Origin of the sequence: Xenorhabdus sp. PR6a, assembly GCF_028599065.1 — a bacterium.
Lineage (GTDB): Bacteria > Pseudomonadota > Gammaproteobacteria > Enterobacterales > Enterobacteriaceae > Xenorhabdus > Xenorhabdus doucetiae.
In genome coordinates this window covers 1-16,241 of record NZ_JAQRFJ010000017.1, presented here as the reverse complement: position 1 = coordinate 16,241, position 16,241 = coordinate 1, and the positions used below count along the sequence as shown (strand labels likewise).

The 16,241-nt window shown below is 41.8% G+C and carries 17 protein-coding genes; 15 read left to right on the top strand and 2 right to left on the bottom strand.

Going from position 1 to position 16,241, the window contains the following annotated elements; all coding sequences use genetic code 11:
* Nucleotides 1–13: 13 nt before the first annotated feature.
* From nqrF to nqrM, 3 genes are all read left to right on the top strand, one after another.
* Nucleotides 14–1,240, top strand: a complete 1,227-nt coding sequence (nqrF, locus tag PSI15_RS06860) for an NADH:ubiquinone reductase (Na(+)-transporting) subunit F (RefSeq protein ID WP_273582878.1) — start codon at nt 14–16, stop codon at nt 1,238–1,240.
* A gap of 118 nt (nt 1,241–1,358) precedes the next feature.
* On the top strand, nt 1,359–2,387 hold the full coding sequence (locus PSI15_RS06855; protein WP_273582877.1) for an FAD:protein FMN transferase: 1,029 nt from the start codon (nt 1,359–1,361) through the stop codon (nt 2,385–2,387).
* 16 nt (nt 2,388–2,403) lie between these two features.
* A complete protein-coding gene (gene nqrM, locus PSI15_RS06850; RefSeq protein ID WP_443256075.1) occupies nt 2,404–2,628 on the top strand; it encodes a (Na+)-NQR maturation NqrM in 225 nt (74 codons plus the stop codon).
* A gap of 73 nt (nt 2,629–2,701) precedes the next feature.
* On the opposite strand, the gene PSI15_RS06845 is transcribed toward nqrM, so the two are convergent.
* Together PSI15_RS06845 and PSI15_RS06840 are read right to left on the bottom strand one after the other, a co-directional pair.
* Nucleotides 2,702–3,217: a sigma-70 family RNA polymerase sigma factor gene (locus PSI15_RS06845; protein ID WP_273582875.1), complete on the bottom strand. Its 516-nt coding sequence runs from the start codon at nt 3,215–3,217 to the stop codon at nt 2,702–2,704.
* Between the two features lie 137 nt (nt 3,218–3,354).
* Complete coding sequence (locus PSI15_RS06840) at nt 3,355–5,676, bottom strand: TonB-dependent hemoglobin/transferrin/lactoferrin family receptor (RefSeq protein WP_273582874.1); 2,322 nt, start codon at nt 5,674–5,676, stop codon at nt 3,355–3,357.
* A 190-nt stretch (nt 5,677–5,866) separates the two neighbouring features.
* Between PSI15_RS06840 and PSI15_RS06835 the strand changes: the two genes are divergently transcribed.
* From PSI15_RS06835 to PSI15_RS06780, 12 genes are all read left to right on the top strand, one after another.
* A complete protein-coding gene (locus PSI15_RS06835; RefSeq protein ID WP_273582873.1) occupies nt 5,867–6,403 on the top strand; it encodes a YtxH domain-containing protein in 537 nt (178 codons plus the stop codon).
* A gap of 572 nt (nt 6,404–6,975) precedes the next feature.
* Entirely contained in the window at nt 6,976–7,143 is a 168-nt protein-coding gene (locus tag PSI15_RS06830) for a hypothetical protein (RefSeq protein WP_273582872.1), read from the top strand.
* Nucleotides 7,068–7,859, top strand: coding sequence for a phosphoenolpyruvate mutase (gene aepX / locus PSI15_RS06825; RefSeq protein WP_337928492.1), 792 nt, complete (start codon nt 7,068–7,070; stop codon nt 7,857–7,859). The genes PSI15_RS06830 and aepX overlap by 76 nt, the downstream gene beginning before the upstream one ends.
* A gap of 33 nt (nt 7,860–7,892) precedes the next feature.
* Nucleotides 7,893–9,224 (top strand): LLM class flavin-dependent oxidoreductase, encoded by a 1,332-nt coding sequence (locus PSI15_RS06820; protein WP_273582871.1) that lies wholly within the window; start codon nt 7,893–7,895, stop codon nt 9,222–9,224.
* A gap of 36 nt (nt 9,225–9,260) precedes the next feature.
* Nucleotides 9,261–10,397 carry a homocitrate synthase/isopropylmalate synthase family protein gene (locus PSI15_RS06815; protein WP_273582870.1) on the top strand — a complete coding sequence of 379 codons (1,137 nt, stop codon included), beginning with the start codon at nt 9,261–9,263 and terminating at the stop codon, nt 10,395–10,397.
* Nucleotides 10,394–11,635: an aconitase/3-isopropylmalate dehydratase large subunit family protein gene (locus tag PSI15_RS06810; RefSeq protein WP_273582869.1), complete on the top strand. Its 1,242-nt coding sequence runs from the start codon at nt 10,394–10,396 to the stop codon at nt 11,633–11,635. The genes PSI15_RS06815 and PSI15_RS06810 overlap by 4 nt, the downstream gene beginning before the upstream one ends.
* Nucleotides 11,628–12,140, top strand: coding sequence for a LeuD/DmdB family oxidoreductase small subunit (locus PSI15_RS06805; protein WP_273582868.1), 513 nt, complete (start codon nt 11,628–11,630; stop codon nt 12,138–12,140). Before PSI15_RS06810 ends, PSI15_RS06805 begins: the two co-directional genes overlap by 8 nt.
* Nucleotides 12,137–12,928 (top strand): class I SAM-dependent methyltransferase, encoded by a 792-nt coding sequence (locus tag PSI15_RS06800; RefSeq protein WP_273582867.1) that lies wholly within the window; start codon nt 12,137–12,139, stop codon nt 12,926–12,928. Before PSI15_RS06805 ends, PSI15_RS06800 begins: the two co-directional genes overlap by 4 nt.
* Nucleotides 12,928–13,389 (top strand): GNAT family N-acetyltransferase, encoded by a 462-nt coding sequence (locus PSI15_RS06795; protein WP_273582866.1) that lies wholly within the window; start codon nt 12,928–12,930, stop codon nt 13,387–13,389. Before PSI15_RS06800 ends, PSI15_RS06795 begins: the two co-directional genes overlap by 1 nt.
* Nucleotides 13,386–14,558 carry an ATP-grasp domain-containing protein gene (locus PSI15_RS06790; RefSeq protein ID WP_273582865.1) on the top strand — a complete coding sequence of 391 codons (1,173 nt, stop codon included), beginning with the start codon at nt 13,386–13,388 and terminating at the stop codon, nt 14,556–14,558. The genes PSI15_RS06795 and PSI15_RS06790 overlap by 4 nt, the downstream gene beginning before the upstream one ends.
* Nucleotides 14,551–15,660 carry an ATP-grasp domain-containing protein gene (locus PSI15_RS06785; protein WP_273582864.1) on the top strand — a complete coding sequence of 370 codons (1,110 nt, stop codon included), beginning with the start codon at nt 14,551–14,553 and terminating at the stop codon, nt 15,658–15,660. The genes PSI15_RS06790 and PSI15_RS06785 overlap by 8 nt, the downstream gene beginning before the upstream one ends.
* Before the next feature lie 17 nt (nt 15,661–15,677).
* Nucleotides 15,678–16,241, top strand: a 564-nt coding sequence (locus tag PSI15_RS06780) for an MFS transporter (RefSeq protein ID WP_273582863.1), incomplete at its 3' end; no start/stop codon positions are given.

The window sequence follows — 16,241 nt, the reverse complement described above, 5'->3', positions numbered from 1 at the left end:
GCGAGAAGAATTCATGGATATAATCATTCTAGGCGTAGTCATGTTTACCCTGATTGTGTTGGTACTGACGGCAATGATTTTGTTCGCAAAATCTAAGTTGGTTAACACCGGGGATATTAAAGTTGAAGTCAATGGCGATGAGGATAAGAGTTTCTCAGCCCCCGCTGGCGACAAATTGTTGAATATGCTTTCCGGTCAGGGGATTTTCGTCTCCTCTGCGTGTGGCGGCGGTGGTTCTTGTGGTCAGTGCCGGGTGAAAATCAAGGAAGGCGGTGGTGATATCCTGCCAACGGAACTTTCCCACATCAACAAGCGTGAAGCCAAAGAAGGTTGCCGTTTGGCCTGTCAGGTCAATGTTAAGCAAGACCTGAAAATCGAACTGCCGGAGGAAATTTTCGGCGTTAAGAAATGGGAATGTGAAGTTATCTCCAACGATAACAAAGCCACGTTCATTAAAGAATTGAAACTGAAAATTCCTGACGGGGAAGTGGTTCCATTCCGCGCGGGCGGCTACATTCAGATTGAGTGTCCTCCCCACGTTGCCCGTTATGCGGATTATGATGTACCTCAGGAATACCGCGAGGATTGGGATAAATTCAATCTGTTCCGCTATGTCTCTGAAGTTAAAGAGCCGACGGTGCGTGCTTATTCCATGGCGAACTATCCGGAAGAGCATGGCATTATCATGCTGAACGTGCGTATTGCCACGCCACCACCAAGAAACCCAGATGTTGCGCCAGGTATTATGTCTTCTTATATCTGGTCACTGAAAGCGGGTGATAAGGTGACGATCTCCGGCCCATTTGGTGAATTTTTCGCGAAAGACACGGATGCAGAAATGATCTTCATCGGTGGGGGGGCAGGTATGGCACCCATGCGTTCTCACATTTTTGATCAGCTCAAGCGTTTAAGCTCCAAGCGTAAGATCACCTTCTGGTATGGTGCGCGTTCTAAGCGTGAAATGTTCTATACCGAAGATTTTGACCAACTGGCCGCAGAAAATGAGAACTTCACATGGCATGTGGCCTTGTCAGATGCCTTGCCGGAAGATAACTGGGACGGTTATACAGGATTTATCCATAATGTCCTGTATGAGAATTACCTGAAAGATCATCCGGCACCGGAAGACTGTGAATTCTATATGTGTGGGCCTCCGGTCATGAACGCTGCGGTGATTAAGATGCTGAAAGACCTTGGCGTAGAAGACGAAAACATCATGCTGGATGATTTCGGCGGCTGATAGTATGCCCAATCAATTTCGATAAAGGGTCTATCATGCTTTGATTTAACGACACGCGCCCACATTTTGTGGGCGCTGCGATTTAGAAACAGCCCAAATAAGTCAGAAAGAGTAAGTTATGCTGAATAAAAAAATGATCAACTGGGGGGCATTGCTGTTTGCGATAATAACGCTGGCGGCCTGCGGTGGCCCTGAACAGCAAAACCTGGATGGGAAGACGATGGGGACGTATTACTCCGTCAAATATGTGGCTGATTCGTCTGCACCTGCCCCGGAAAATCTGCAAAAAGAGATTGATCGCTTGCTGGAAGAAGTGATCGATCAGATGTCCACTTATCGGCCGAATTCTGAATTAAGTCGTTTTAATCAAAGTCGTGAAGTGAATAAACCGTTCCCGGTCTCTGCTGCTACCGCGAAAGTGGTTAAAGAAGCGATTCGCATCAATAAGCTGACCGACGGCGCACTGGATGTGACGGTTGGCCCACTGGTGAATCTGTGGGGGTTTGGGCCGGAGGGACGTATTACCAAGGCACCGACGGATGAAGCATTAGCGGTTCGCCGTACCTGGACGGGGATCGGTAACTTGTCGGTTGAAGGCAATAACTTGGTTAAATCCATCCCTGAACTGTATGTCGATCTCTCTTCCATCGCCAAAGGCTATGGCGTTGATGTGGTTGCAGAGTATCTGGCATCCCAGAATATCCAAAATTACATGGTGGATATTGGCGGTGAAGTTCGTACCTTGGGTAACAATGGCAAAGGAACTCCGTGGCGGATAGCGATTGAAAAACCTTCGGACAGTGGCATGGAACAGAGCGCTCAGGAGATCATTGCGCCGGGCAATATGTCGGTCGCCACATCAGGTGATTACCGCAACTATTTTGAACAAAACGGCGTGCACTACTCGCATACCATTGATCCTAAAACCGGCAGACCGATAACCCATCATTTAGCTTCTATTACCGTGATAGCGCCGACTTGCATGAGTGCAGATGGCTTTTCCACCGGATTGGATGTATTGGGGCCAGACAAAGGCATGGAAGTGGCAGAGAAGCTGAATATTCCGGTCTTTATGATTGTCAAAACCAAAACCGGTTTTGAAGAGCGCTATAATACGGCCTTTAAAGCCTATTTACAGAAGAAATAAGAAAGGGGGAAAGGTGATGGAACTCTTTGTTATCACTTTTATCTTTTTCCTGCTGGCTTTCGCGGGAATGGCGTTGGGCTATATTGTCAAACGCAAAAGCATTCAGGGAAGCTGTGGGGGGTTGGGAAGCATTGGTGTAGAAAAAGTTTGCGATTGCCCTGAACCTTGCGATGCCCGCAAAAAACGCATGGCAAGGGAAGCCGTTCGTCAGGCACAACGGGAGAAGCACCGTATTCTTTGATGGGCAAATTTATCGTGAAAAAATGACCCGCTGCCGGATAAACAGCGGGTTTTTATTGCCTGTTTAACGCGTCTCAAAGGGGATTGAAAGGGTGACATTTCCGGTAGGCTTGATGTAAGTAATTCTTCACTGAGCTGATTGAAATCCCTAAATCTGCCGCGACCTCTTTATAACGCCGGCCTTGGAGTTGGGTAAGCAGAAACGCCTGCCGGACTTTTACCGGCAATTTATCCAGAGTCTTATCTATCTTTTCTAACTGATCTAACAGCACAAGTTGCTGCTCAGAAGAGTGTGATGAGATCATCGGGAGTTCACGGAGAGATTCCAGATAATGGTCTTCCAGTTTTTTCCGGCGCCAGTAATTGGCAAGCGTTCTGCGGGCTAGCGTGATTAAAAAAGCCCTTGGCTGGCGAATATTTTCCAGATCCGAAGATTGCATCAGCTTGATAAAAATCTCATGGGCGAGATCTTCGGCATGATTTGGACAGGCACTGTTTTGTCTGATCCAGTTGCATAACCAGTGATGGTAATCGGAATAGAGTTGCTGGGTGATTTGATTGTGCCCAAGTGTGCTTTTTTGCACCGCCATAATGAGACTGCCTGATGGGAGAAGATAAATCTGATAATAATTATTATTTGTATTTGGTGGGGCGAAGTCAACGCCGTGTTTTGGATCTAACCCCCTTAAAAATTAAGAGGGTTAGGGATGGAGCAGCTAACTGTCAGTTAGAATTGTTGTGAAATAGTGAACTTATAATTGCGGCCAACGCCTGAGACGGCGTCTCCGACGTCTCCTAAGTAAGGCACATAATCTCGGTTAAATAGGTTATCGATGGTGACGCGTGCTTCAAATCCTTTGATATAAGAAGGACGCCAGCTAGCAAACAGACCATGCAAGGCATAACCTTTGCTTGCCGGGAATGCCCAATTACCTGCTTCTGGATCACCATCTACAGGTGAACGATCTTGTTTACGGATAAAGTCGCCTTTCCAGCCCATTGTCATTTGCCACTGGGGTATTTTGAAACCTAACAAGGCCTGTGCTGATGTTGGCGGTATTTCCGCGAGCCAAGTTTTATGTCCTATCCACGGATCACGTGGCGAAGCATCACGTTGGCCGCGCATGGTGGAAAAAGAGAATTTGCCGAACAGCGTGTTGCTGTCGTAGAAAGTTTCTATTTCCAATCCTTCGATGGTATATCCCGGCAAATTACGATTGTTTCCCAGCGGTTTTGCACACCCTTTGTAGTCCACTAAACCGTCGGCTTGGGCTTTACAATAAACGCCACGTCTTTTAAAGATCTCGTCTTTACCACGATTACGGAACAAGGTAGTACGAATTTGCAGGCTGTCATTCTCAAGCATCAGATTATCGAAATCGAGAATGGCCCCGAGGCGTATGCCCAGCATTTTTTCAGCATTCAGATCACGACTGGAACCCGGCAGGCTGGTTTCTCCTGACTGAACTTCATATTGTTCATCAACCACCGGGGCGCGCCATGTATGGCTGATATCCGCAAACAGTGAAAGGTTTTTATTTGTCTGCCATATAATCCCCAAATGAGGAGACCAGCCAGCATAAGTAACGCTACGATAGTCGTGGTTGACTGCTGGAGACATATCGTTATAAATACGCGCGTTGTTTTTTCTGCCGGTATTTTCAACGTGATCGTAGCGAACGCCGGGGGTTACCGTCACACTGCCTATTTTCAGGGAATCTTGCAGATAGAAACTATAGGTTTGTTGCTCCCCGGCAGGCATATAACCCGGCTGATAATAGCCGTAATTATAATCAGCTTCTTTTTTCTTGTTCTTATCGAACATTAAAACGTTACGCTGAAGTTTATGCCAACGGGCACCTAGCAGTAATTCGTGTTCAATAACGCGGGTTGAAAATACACTTTTATTGTTGATATCAATCAGATTATCGGTGTAATCAACCCAGCTTTTATTACCCATTGATCCACTAAAATAAGAAGAAGCATTGTCCGGGCGACTATCGTCTTGTTTCGTTTTGGAATACGCATAGAGCATTGTCAGGTTTAGCCATGGATTATCCTCTGGCGCAATATTCCATTTGGCAGAGTAGTTCTGGTCAATCTGATCACGAAAGATCAATTTTCTTTTCCACGCGCCATCCAAACCGTATTTTTTAATATCCCAGTCAGAAGGGAAATCCATTTTATCCCGTTTCACCGCCCACGGCTGCCAGCCATCCGATTCAGAACGCATGGCAGACAGGCTTACCGTATGGGTATCACTGGGATAAAAGTTGGTTTTTAATAAATAGGACATTTGATTGTTTTGTGAAAACACAAAACGTGTCCCGTCGGGGCGTTTAATATTGTGCCCATCCCGCTTACTCACATAGAGTAATCCATCAGCAAAGCCGTTGGGATCTCTGCCGTAGACTGCACCACTACTGATCCACTGCCTGTCATTGGTGTGGTAGCTTTGCTTGATAAACCCGCCCCAATCCTCATCAGGGCGCAGCAAATCGCTTGCGTCTTTTGTCACCAGCTTGACAGATCCACCAAACCCACCATTACCATCGAGCAAATTGTGTGGCCCTTTATTGACCTCTACCCGTTTGATTAATTCAGGTTCAATAAAGACAGAACCCTGACGATATTTCTCGAATCCTTTTGGCGCATCATCCAGCGTAATTTTGGTATCTTCTTGATCTCCCATCCCCCAGATATTCAGCGTTTGCCCGCCGGGGCGCGGCGAACCTGACATTGAAACACCGGGAAGCTGGTCGAGTAATTGAGCAATGTTATCTGCCTGAGTCCGGTCAATATCGGCTTTTTTGAGCACGGAACTTCCCGCACTGTTGCTATTGTCTAAACTTTCAACAACCGAAAGTGTGGGTAATTTCATCACCTCATTTTTCTTTTCACGCTGTTGTTCTGCGGGCGTTTCGGTTGCATAAACCGGGCTGGAGAGTGCCGCGCTCAATACGAATGTCCCGGAAAGTGTGCCGGTTAAAATTTTCTGAATTGTGGCCGCGATTGGGCGTTTTTCTAATTTTTGACTATTATTTGCCATAAATTTCCCGAAATGTAACCAAGTAAAATATTTCAATGTAATAAGTCACCTGAGGAAGTAAAAAGAGGTAAATAAAAATGAGAATTAATTTTATTTACCGATTGGTTTATGAAGCATACCATAAGGTGATAAGACTTATCCCATTGGATTATAAGATTTTTATCTATCCTTAAATACAAGGGGTTAATCAATGAAGAAAACGATTCTTGGTTCTCTGATCGTGGCAGGTATCGTGGCACTGCTTGCTGGCTGTGATGATGCGTCTAAAAAAGCGGAAGATACCGTACAGCAAACAGAAGAAAGCACGACACACATGAAAACTGATGCAGAAAAAACGATCACGGATGTAAAGGATCATACAAAAGAGAACTCACAGGAAATAAAGGAAAACGTGGCGCGTGAAGGCCACAGTCTGATTGATAAATCGAAGGAAGTGCAAAATCAGATCACGCATTCAGCCAATGACGTCACTGAGCAAGTGAAGTCCAGGCTGGCTGATATGCAGGATCAAGCGACGAAAGCCGCAAATGATGTGATGGAAAATGTGAAAGCGAAAACGGGAGATCTTCAGCATCAAGCCAGTGACAAGATTGACCAGCTTTCAGAGGCAATGAAATCGAAGACGGAAGACGTAAAATCTGAGGCGGATAAAAAGACGGATGAGTTAATCAGCAGTTTTAAAGGTCATCATCTTAACGATGATAAGGATAAAAAAGAGAAAAATTAATTTATCGGATATCCAGCCAGCATAAAGTGGATTAATATCGTGAGGGTAATCTGTCAATGATTACCCTTATTTTTACATGGCCTCAATAAATTATCTTGTAGTCGCCCGTTTGGAAGAGGGCGCGGAACATATCTTTATGACATTGAATTTTAAATAATTATTCTTTCTGGAAGCAAGACGAGTATATAGAGAAAAGTAATAATTATTACTATTTGAAATATCAATATGGGAGAAGTGATTGTGTAAACTGTATTACACGGATCACTTCTCCCATATTTGCTGGTAATGACGATATCAGTATCGTGCGCAACAATGCTACTTTCGTTGACTGGAATGTCTTTTGTTCACAGAGTAATTACAGTTATAGTGCTAATTCATTTTTTTGAGATATCAATCACAAATATAAGCATAATTGGTTTAGCTACCGTTTAACTTTTAAGCAACAATATATTAACATTGAATTCAGGTAGTGATACATTGCTGATACAGATTAATTTAATAGATAATTAACAATGATATTTTTGAGTTCTAATTTGTCATATAACTATTTAATTTTTAAAAGGATATTTTTTATGCTAAAGAAGTTACTCAAAGAGAAAAAATCACTGACTTTTATTGAAGCACATAATCCACTTTCAGCACTTATTATCAAAAATCAGCACTTATTATCAAAAATGCAAATTACACAGATAATAATGGCTATATCCATAAATTCGATGGCCTCTGGTCAAGTTCTTTAACTGATTCAGCTGTGAAAGGTATTCCTGATAATGAGATATTGGATATTAATAGCCGTTTACAAAATATTAATGAAATAAAATTAATGACTGGGATGCCAGTCATTATGGATGCAGATACTGGAGGACGTGTTGAACACTTTGTGCATTATGTCAGAAAAATGGAGCAAATAGGGTTAGATGCGGTCATTATTGAAGATAAAACAGGAGATAAAAGAAATTCTCTATTTGGTACAAGCGTCAAGCAAGAATTATCAGACATTAAAGAATTTAGTAATAAAATAGCTAGAGGTAAAGCGGCACAGAAAAATACTAGATTAATGATTTTTGCAAGACTGGAGAGTTTAATTGCTGGTTATGGAGTTGAAGATGCATTTGAAAGAGCTAATTCCTATATTAAATCTGGTGCTAATGGCATCATGATCCATAGTTGTATGGACACACCTAATGAGATCATTGAGTTCAGTAAAGTTTTTAGAAAGAAATACCCAAAATTACCACTTATATGTGTGCCAACTACTTATTCAATGATTTATCATAAAGAACTGAGTGATGCCGGATTTAATATTATTATTTATGCTAACCATATGCTCAGAGCTGCTTACAAAGCAATGGAGTATGTATCCCACGAGATATTGAAACATGGACGAACAGCAGAAATTGAGAAAGACTGCATTAGTGTAAAAAAAGTGATAAATCTTATTCCTAATGTATCCTAAATTTTTATTTTTGAAAAAATAAAGGAAAATATCATGGAAAGTAATAAGCGACAATTAGTGCTTGGGGCTTACCTTGCTTATGGTACAGGGCATCATCCAGCTGCATGGCGTCATCCTGATGTCAATGCCCAGGCTGCACTAGATATAGATCATTATCTGGATATGGCCTGTATAGCAGAAAAGGGCTTGCTAGATTTAATTTTTCTTTCTGATACTCCCTCTGTTTTTCAGGATGACCATCTAGGTTATGGGAGCAGGGTCGTGGTATTTGAACCTATGACGTTATTATCAGCATTAGCAATGTTTACTCAACATATCGGCTTGGTTGCCACAGCTTCGACCACCTACAAACATCCATTTAATATTGCCCGTGAATTCGCTTCGTTGGATCACATTAGCCATGGGCGTGCTGGCTGGAATCTGGTGACTTCCTCTAAATCTCATGCAGCGAAAAACTTTGGTTTTGCTAAACATCCTGAACATGATGAACGATATCGTCAAGCCGCCGAATCCTGGGAAATTGTTACTGGGTTATGGGATAGTTGGGATGATGATGCCTTACCTCGCGATAAACAAAGTGGTATTTTTTATGTGCCGTCAAAATGCCATGAACTAAATTTCCAAGGAAAATATTTTTCTGTAAAAGGCCCCCTGAATATTTCTCGGCCTCCCCAAGGACACCCAATTATTGTACAAGCAGGTTCCTCTGAATCCGGTAAAGAACTTGCCGCCAGAACAGCTGAATTAGTTTTTACTGCACAGCCAAACATTGACTCAGCAAAAGCATTTTATAGGGATTTGAAATCTCGGCTTAATAAATATGATAGAGACTATAACAATATTTTAATCATGCCGGGTTTGTGCTTTTTTATTGGGCCAGATGAGGCTAGCGCCAAAGAGAAATTCAATAATTTTCGCAAGCTTATTCATCCAAAATTTGGTCTTAGTATGTTATCCGATTTGCTTGGTGGTATTGATTTGTCAGCATATGATATCAACCAACCTCTGCCTGACATTCCTGCTTCTAATGGTAATCAGAGCCGTCGAGAACTTATTGAAAAAATGTCTAAATCGGAATCTTTAACGATTAAGCAATTGTATGAGAAAATCATTATTTCCAGAGGGCATTTAGTATTTGTTGGTTCTTACCAGCAAGTTGCCACTCAAATAGCTCAATGGTTTCATGAAAATGCCTGTGATGGATTTAATATTATGCCTCCCAGTATGTCTGGATGTTTAGATGAATTTATTAATTATGTTGTTCCTGAATTGCAAAGGCTTAATATATTTAAGACTAAATATAAAGATGGAACATTGAGAGAAAAATTAAACATTCCTAAACCTACCAGCATATTTCACATTTAACTAATTTCTCATCAATAGAAATAAGGTGACAATGCTATGACCATTAAAGAGAATATTATTCTGGAAGATACGACTTTACGTGATGGTGAGCAAGCTCCGGGGGTTGCATTTTCAAAAGAAACTAAAGTGAATATTTTTAATTCATTAGTAGAAGCTGGTGTTAAATGGATAGAAGCCGGTATTCCAGCGATGAAAGGCGATGAGGTGCTTGCATTACAAGAAATTCTGGAACGCAAGGATGAAGTGAATATCATCGGTTGGAACCGTGGTGTATTTGAAGATATTAAATATTCACTCTCTCTGGGATTTAAGGCGATACACATTGGTTTGCCAACTTCAAATATTCATCTTAAACACAGCGTAAGCAAAGACAGAAATTGGTTGTTAACTACGTCCAGCGATATGATCAAATTTGCTAAAGATAAAGGTATCTTCGTTTCAATCAGTGCGGAAGATGTCGGCCGAACGGAAATCAGTTTCCTGCAAGAATATGCGGGCAATGTTGCAGAAGCTGGCGCTGACCGTCTGCGTCTTTCAGATACCATCGGTATTCTTAACAGTCAACAATATGCACAACGAGTCTACGCCGTTCGTGAGGTATCATCTATTAATCTACAATGCCATTGCCATAATGATTTTGGGCTGGCTGTGGCAAATACGCTGGCGGGTCTTGAAGCTGGAGCGCGTTATTTTCACGTTTGTATTAACGCAATGGGGGAGCGAGCCGGAATGCCGGATCTGTCTCAGATGGTTATGGCTTTGCAACATTTTTATCAAATAGATGCCGGTGTTGATACCCAGCAGCTTACCAGTCTCTCTCACAAAGTGGCTCAGGCTAGCGGATATTCTATTTCCCCTTGGCAACCTATTGTTGGCAGTAATGTTTTTGCACACGAGTCCGGCATCCATGTTAATGGAATGTTAAAAGATAGCAAAACTTTTGAGCCCTTCGAACCGACCATGGTTGGTGGTCAGCGTCGCATGGTGATCGGTAAACATTCCGGTCGGGCGGTCTTGCAAAATATTTTAGAAGAAAGAGGTATAGAAACAGTGCCTCAAACATTGGAACACTGTCTATCTCTGGTACGAAAAGCGGCTGAAAAACATCCAGGAGGAATACCTGCTCATACATTATGTGAACTCTATCGTCAGGCAGAGGGAGCAATCGTATGACGACTTATGATCAGCCAATTGTTAATCAAATTATTGCTGAACATAGCCAAGATACTAAAGTTGAGGCTAAGGAATTGATCACAGTAGAGGTCGATAGAATTTATGTTCAGGATGGTAATTCACCAACTATCGCTAATCTTTTCCGCCAACATAATTTAAAACAGGTTTTGCACCCCGAAAGAATTGGTTTTTTCTTCGATCATTCAGTAATAGTTCCCGATAAACGCATGGCTGAACGTGTTAATGAAGCAATGGATTTTGCTAAGTCGATTGGCGTTAATATTTTCGCCAGAGGAGAAGGTATTAGCCATTTAATCGCACTGGAAGAACAGTGGTTTCAACCGGGTAATATTGTTATTGGTGCTGATTCTCATACTTGTACGGGGGGAGCAGTTCAATCATTAGCTTTAGGAATGGGAGCCTCTGATGTATTGGCTACGATGCTTACAGGACAGACTTGGTTGAAAGTGCCAGAAACGGTTAGTTTAAGTATTTCGGGTCAACCACACCCAGCGACCCGAACGAAAGATATTATGCTCGCTTTACTGCGTCGCTTTGGGCAATCACCATTTTTATATCGTTCAGTAGAACTCAGCGGGGAATGGGGTCATAGCCTTTCTTTAGATTCTGCAGCCAGTTTCGCCAGTATGGGCGTTGAACTGGGTGCAAAGTGTGTATTTATGCCGGATGGGCCAGAAAGGCCCGCCAATATGAGGCCCATCTATCCAGAGTTAGCTGATTATCAACTGATATTTTCGATATCTGATTTGACACCGCATATTTCCCTGCCACATTCACCTGCTCAGGCAGTACCATTAGAAACCCTTTCAGGGCAAAAGATAGATTATGTTTTTATTGGCAGTTGTACCAACAGCCGTTTGGAAGATATTGCCGAGGTAGCTGCAATTCTTGGTAATCAGCGGGTTCATCAAGATGTTCATTGTATTGTGACACCGGGTTCAAAACACGTGTATCTGGAAGCTATGCGACGCGGCTATATCGAAAAAATTGTTTCTGCGGGTGCTTTGGTGACACCGCCCGGATGCGGCGCGTGTGTTGGAACGCAAGGCACAATCCCAGCCAAAGGAGAGCGGGTTTTGTCAACGATGAACCGAAATTTCCAAGGGCGCATGGGTAATGCTGATGCGGATATTTACCTCTCATCACCTTTAGTTGCAGCAAATGTAGCATTGCACGGCAGAGTACCGTTGATTACGGAGCTTGAATGGCATGATTGAACAACAAAATTATCACGTCAGGATGATTACTGGTGGTATTTCTACCGATGACATTATTCCTGCACGTTATAAACACATGTACACCGACCCAGCCCGATTGGCGCCACATCTGTTTGAAAATCGGTTTCCTGAGTTTTTTTCCACGTTACAACCTAGAGATATTATTGTTTGTAAAGGTATTTTTGGTATTGGTAGTTCAAGGGAACAAGCAGTAAGTACATTATTAGCCGCAGGTATATCTATGGTTATTGCTCCCGCTTTTGGACGGATTTTTTTCCGTAACGCCTGGAATCTTGGTTTGCTAGCGATTGAAGCCGATATTGAAGGTTTTCGTGAAGGTTTATCCGTTGAATGTTTAATCAACGAAGGTCATTTTGTTTCTGAAATACCATTAACTAATTTCTATCCACCATCGGAACAAATGTTGGCTGTTATTCACGCAGGTGGACGACTCAACTACATCCTTAACCAATTGTCTGAGCAGAAGAAGCAGAGGATCTTATGACACAGCAGAAAGAAAAATTTGATGGTTTAGCTAAAGGATATGATCTCTACCGTCCCAGATATCCAGAAGCACTTTTTCGTGAAATTTATCACTGGCTACCTAAAGACAGATTGTTGTCCATTATTGATATTGGGGCAGGAACGGGGATCGCCATTGAAGGGCTGACAAATCTATTGGGTCAGCAGCATCATTACACTGCCATTGATATTTCACAAGATATGATCGAGGTAGGTAAACAAAAGCTACCGTGGGTCAATTGGTTGCATGGTAGTGCAGAGCAGCATCTCTCCAGCGTGGGTAGCCCCGATCTGATCATAGCAGCACAATCTTTTCAATGGATGGATAGGGCAACAGTATTAAATCTGGCGCGAAATAGCCTAACGGATAAGGGGGTTATGGCTATCTTGCAAAATAACCGAGATTATCGACACAATGAATTTATTAATGAATATGAAAATTTATTGGAAGAGCTAAGTCCCAATTATAGCCGCCACTATCGGGATTTTGATTATGTACAAGAATTAAATGTTGCATTCCAGCATGAATATGCTCTCCACATTACACTCAATATTCACTGGAATATGATGATTCCCGGAGAAGCATTTATCGGTATGAGTCGTTCATCGACTCAAGTACAACGTGCTTTAACTGCCCACGGTGAACAGTTTATCGAAAGATTAAAAAATCTGGTAGAAAAATATCAATCTGATGATAAATTGACAATTTTATATGAAAGCCAACTGTTTATGGTTGTCAAACAAAATAAGCATGGGGCAGAGAAAGAATAATGCCAAAAACAGCGATTAATTTCTTCATACCCACTGCGGAAGATGTTAATGGAATATTAATGGTATTGCGTGAAGTCTATACACCATTTATCTCTGATTTTATACCCTCAGCACTGTATGAAACTTCTGCCAGTATTATGGGAAAGTTAACACGTTGGAGAATTGCTAAATATGATAGTCAGGTTATTGCGGCTGTGCTGTTTGAACAAGAAAAGGAAAATCTAACGTTCAGTTATTTGTCTGTATTACCGAAATTCAGATGTCAAGGTATTGCCAGTGAATTACTTAATATAATTTGTAAAGAGGCAAGCAAACAGGCGCAATTACCTATCATTATCGCATTACGTCGTTCATTAATAACAAATATCCATTTTTTTACCGAAAGAGGATTTGAATATTTAGGTTCTTTTAATACCAGCAAACACGATCTCTATATTTTACGTTCAGGAGAAAATCAATGAATAACACGGTTATTGTATTAGGGTATCGTGAAGGTATTGCGAATGCGTTAATTCGTCAGGGATATCAAGTTATTCATATCGTTTCCAAATTTAAACCTGCCCTCAGTGGTACAGAATACTATATGGTTAAAGATTTAGAAGATGCACAGGAAGTTCTCCGGTGCTTATTGAATCTGCCCATACAGACAATTAAAGGGATCGTTACTGGCAACGAAGATGGCGTATTTACGGCAGCAGTATTGCGCGATATGCTGCAATTACCCGGTTTTAAAGATTATCGCAGTACTTTATATTTTCGTGATAAATGTTTACAGAAACAGAGATTGGCACAAGTTGTTCCCCATGCTCATTGCCGTTATGTAACCCGTGACGTTGATTACTCACAATTGGTTGTTGACGTGGGTTCTCCTTTCATTATAAAACCCGCTAATGGTATGGGGTCTTTCGCAACAACAGCTATTAGCTCAGAATTTGATTACGAAACTTATTTTCGACAATATAAAGAGAATCTAAGCTGCGTAGCTTATGTTGTTGAAAATAAAATTACTGCATCTGAGTTCATTGCTGACGGGATTTGGTCAGATGGTAAATTACGTTGGCTTTCTATCTGCCAGTACACCACGCCTCCGATGCAATGTAATGAAGGAAAAACGCTGGCTTTACAAATAATGTCACGCAAAGATTTTGCTGAGTTTTACGAACAAATTAATGCCTTTTGTTTATGTGCCTTAACACAATTACAGGCTCCTGACGGGGTCTTTCACCTCGAACTTTTTAAAAATGATGAAGGTATATTCTTTAATGAATGTGCATTAAGACCAGCTGGTGCATGGGTGCCCGAAATAATAACTCTAAGTTATGGTGTCGATCTCTATGCTGCTCACACCCTGCTTTCCCTGGAACAACCTGATAAACAACCTTTACCTCATTATCCTTCGCAGCTTTTTGCGATAGTTTTACTGCGTGCTATTCGGGGAGTTTCGCTGACAAGGCAAGATTTTTATCAGAACTTTGATTTGGTTGAACTCGATTGGACAGAGGGTGAACAAGCTGAATCTAAGGGGATTTATGGTCGTGCCGGTTACGCCATCATAAAACATGAGCACCATCAGACACTAATGGAGAACGTCAACAAGCTTATTGCATTTACGGAGCATAAAAATGCGTGAACGAGCCCTTATTCTAGATACAAATAAAACACAATTAGATCAAGCACTAATGCAATACCAACATATTGATTATATTCGCATTTCAACATCAGAAATACGCTGTATGCCACAAGAAGAGACGTTGGCAGCAATAGATAACATCATGGATAGAACGCCTTTCCAGTATGTGGTCGCCAGTTCAGAAAGTAATATGGAATTTGCCGGATTTCTTCGCAGTCGGTATGGTCTAGCTGGACTGGGTTACGAGCAGGCATTATGTGCGACTAATAAATGGCGTATGCGGCAGTGCCTCGCAAATGATTTACCGATGCCGAAATGTTGGTTATCAGGTCATTTTCGTGACAACTTTGCTCAACTCACTCAAGGGGAAGCCACACATTTTATTATTAAGCCTCTTTCTGGTTCTTCAAGTCAGGGAGTTGAATGTTTAACGATCGATCAACTACACAGAAAACTTGAGTGCTTAGATACGTTGATGTTGGTTGAAGAAGCAATAAAGATAGACGAAGAATTCCATTTTGACGGTATTGTCGATCAATCTGAGATCATTAATGCTCAACTCTCTTGCTATGATCAACCTCTACTTAGGGCTAGAGGCCAGACTGGTGCAAGTATTCATTTACCTTCATCACATGCTATGTTTTCAGTTGCGCATTCTTTAGCACAGCGGGCTATTAGGAAACTTGAATTGCAACAAGGCGTTTTTCATATGGAAGTTTACAGGCAAGGTGATCAAGTAATTTTTGGTGAAATTGGTCTTCGGCCACCTGGTGCAGGCAATGCTGAATCACTGCTGCGTCTTACAGGAATGAATTTATGGCAAGCCTTTGTTAACAGTCAATTATCACGTCCGATAGATAACACACCATCACGGGTATATAACGGCTATTCAGGGATTATCAAGGTTTACCCTAGAGGGTATAAGACATCTGATTTATTACACTTGCCAAATGTCGTTGCTGTATCTGAACTTAAGCAAGTTACGCAAAAAACTTCTCGTCCTGGTGTCACTGACTTTCGTTATCTAGTGTTTGCCTCATGTCAGAGTCTAGCTGAGTTTCATGAACTCATTAAACAATTATCTAATTATCCTTTAACCTAGGCCACAAAAGATAAATCATGAAAAATAATCTGTTGTTGCAGAAGAACTTCATAGGATTTCAAATCTATACTGCTTTTTCTTCCTTAGCTGAAGGGACGCAAAGTGTGATTATTCTTTGGCTGGTTTTCCAAATAACCCATAGTCCGTTGGCTGTCAGCTTCACTGTCATAGCGGGTTATCTTCCTTCCGCTATTATGGGATTTTTTCTTCTCTCTTTTGCCGATGCCAGAAATCCTGCCTGGCAACTTACTGTCAGTAATGGCATTCTCACACTTTCAGCGTTCAGCCTGTCTCTATTTTTTTTATTCTCAGCCATGAAACCATCGCTGTTGATGTTGATAGTTGTGACCGTGCAATGTATTTTGTCCCTAGTGAAAATGTTCAATAAAACATCAGTCAGTCGAATTGTTCGGGATAATTTCACCCCAGAAGATGGTAGTAAGATATTGCAAATCTCTGCATCAAATATCCAGATTTCACAAACTGTTGGTGCGGCATTAGGGGGAGTATTCCTCACATTGGGCTATGGTAATTCAGGTTTATTTGTTGTTGCCATTTTTTATGTGGTCAGCGCGATAGCT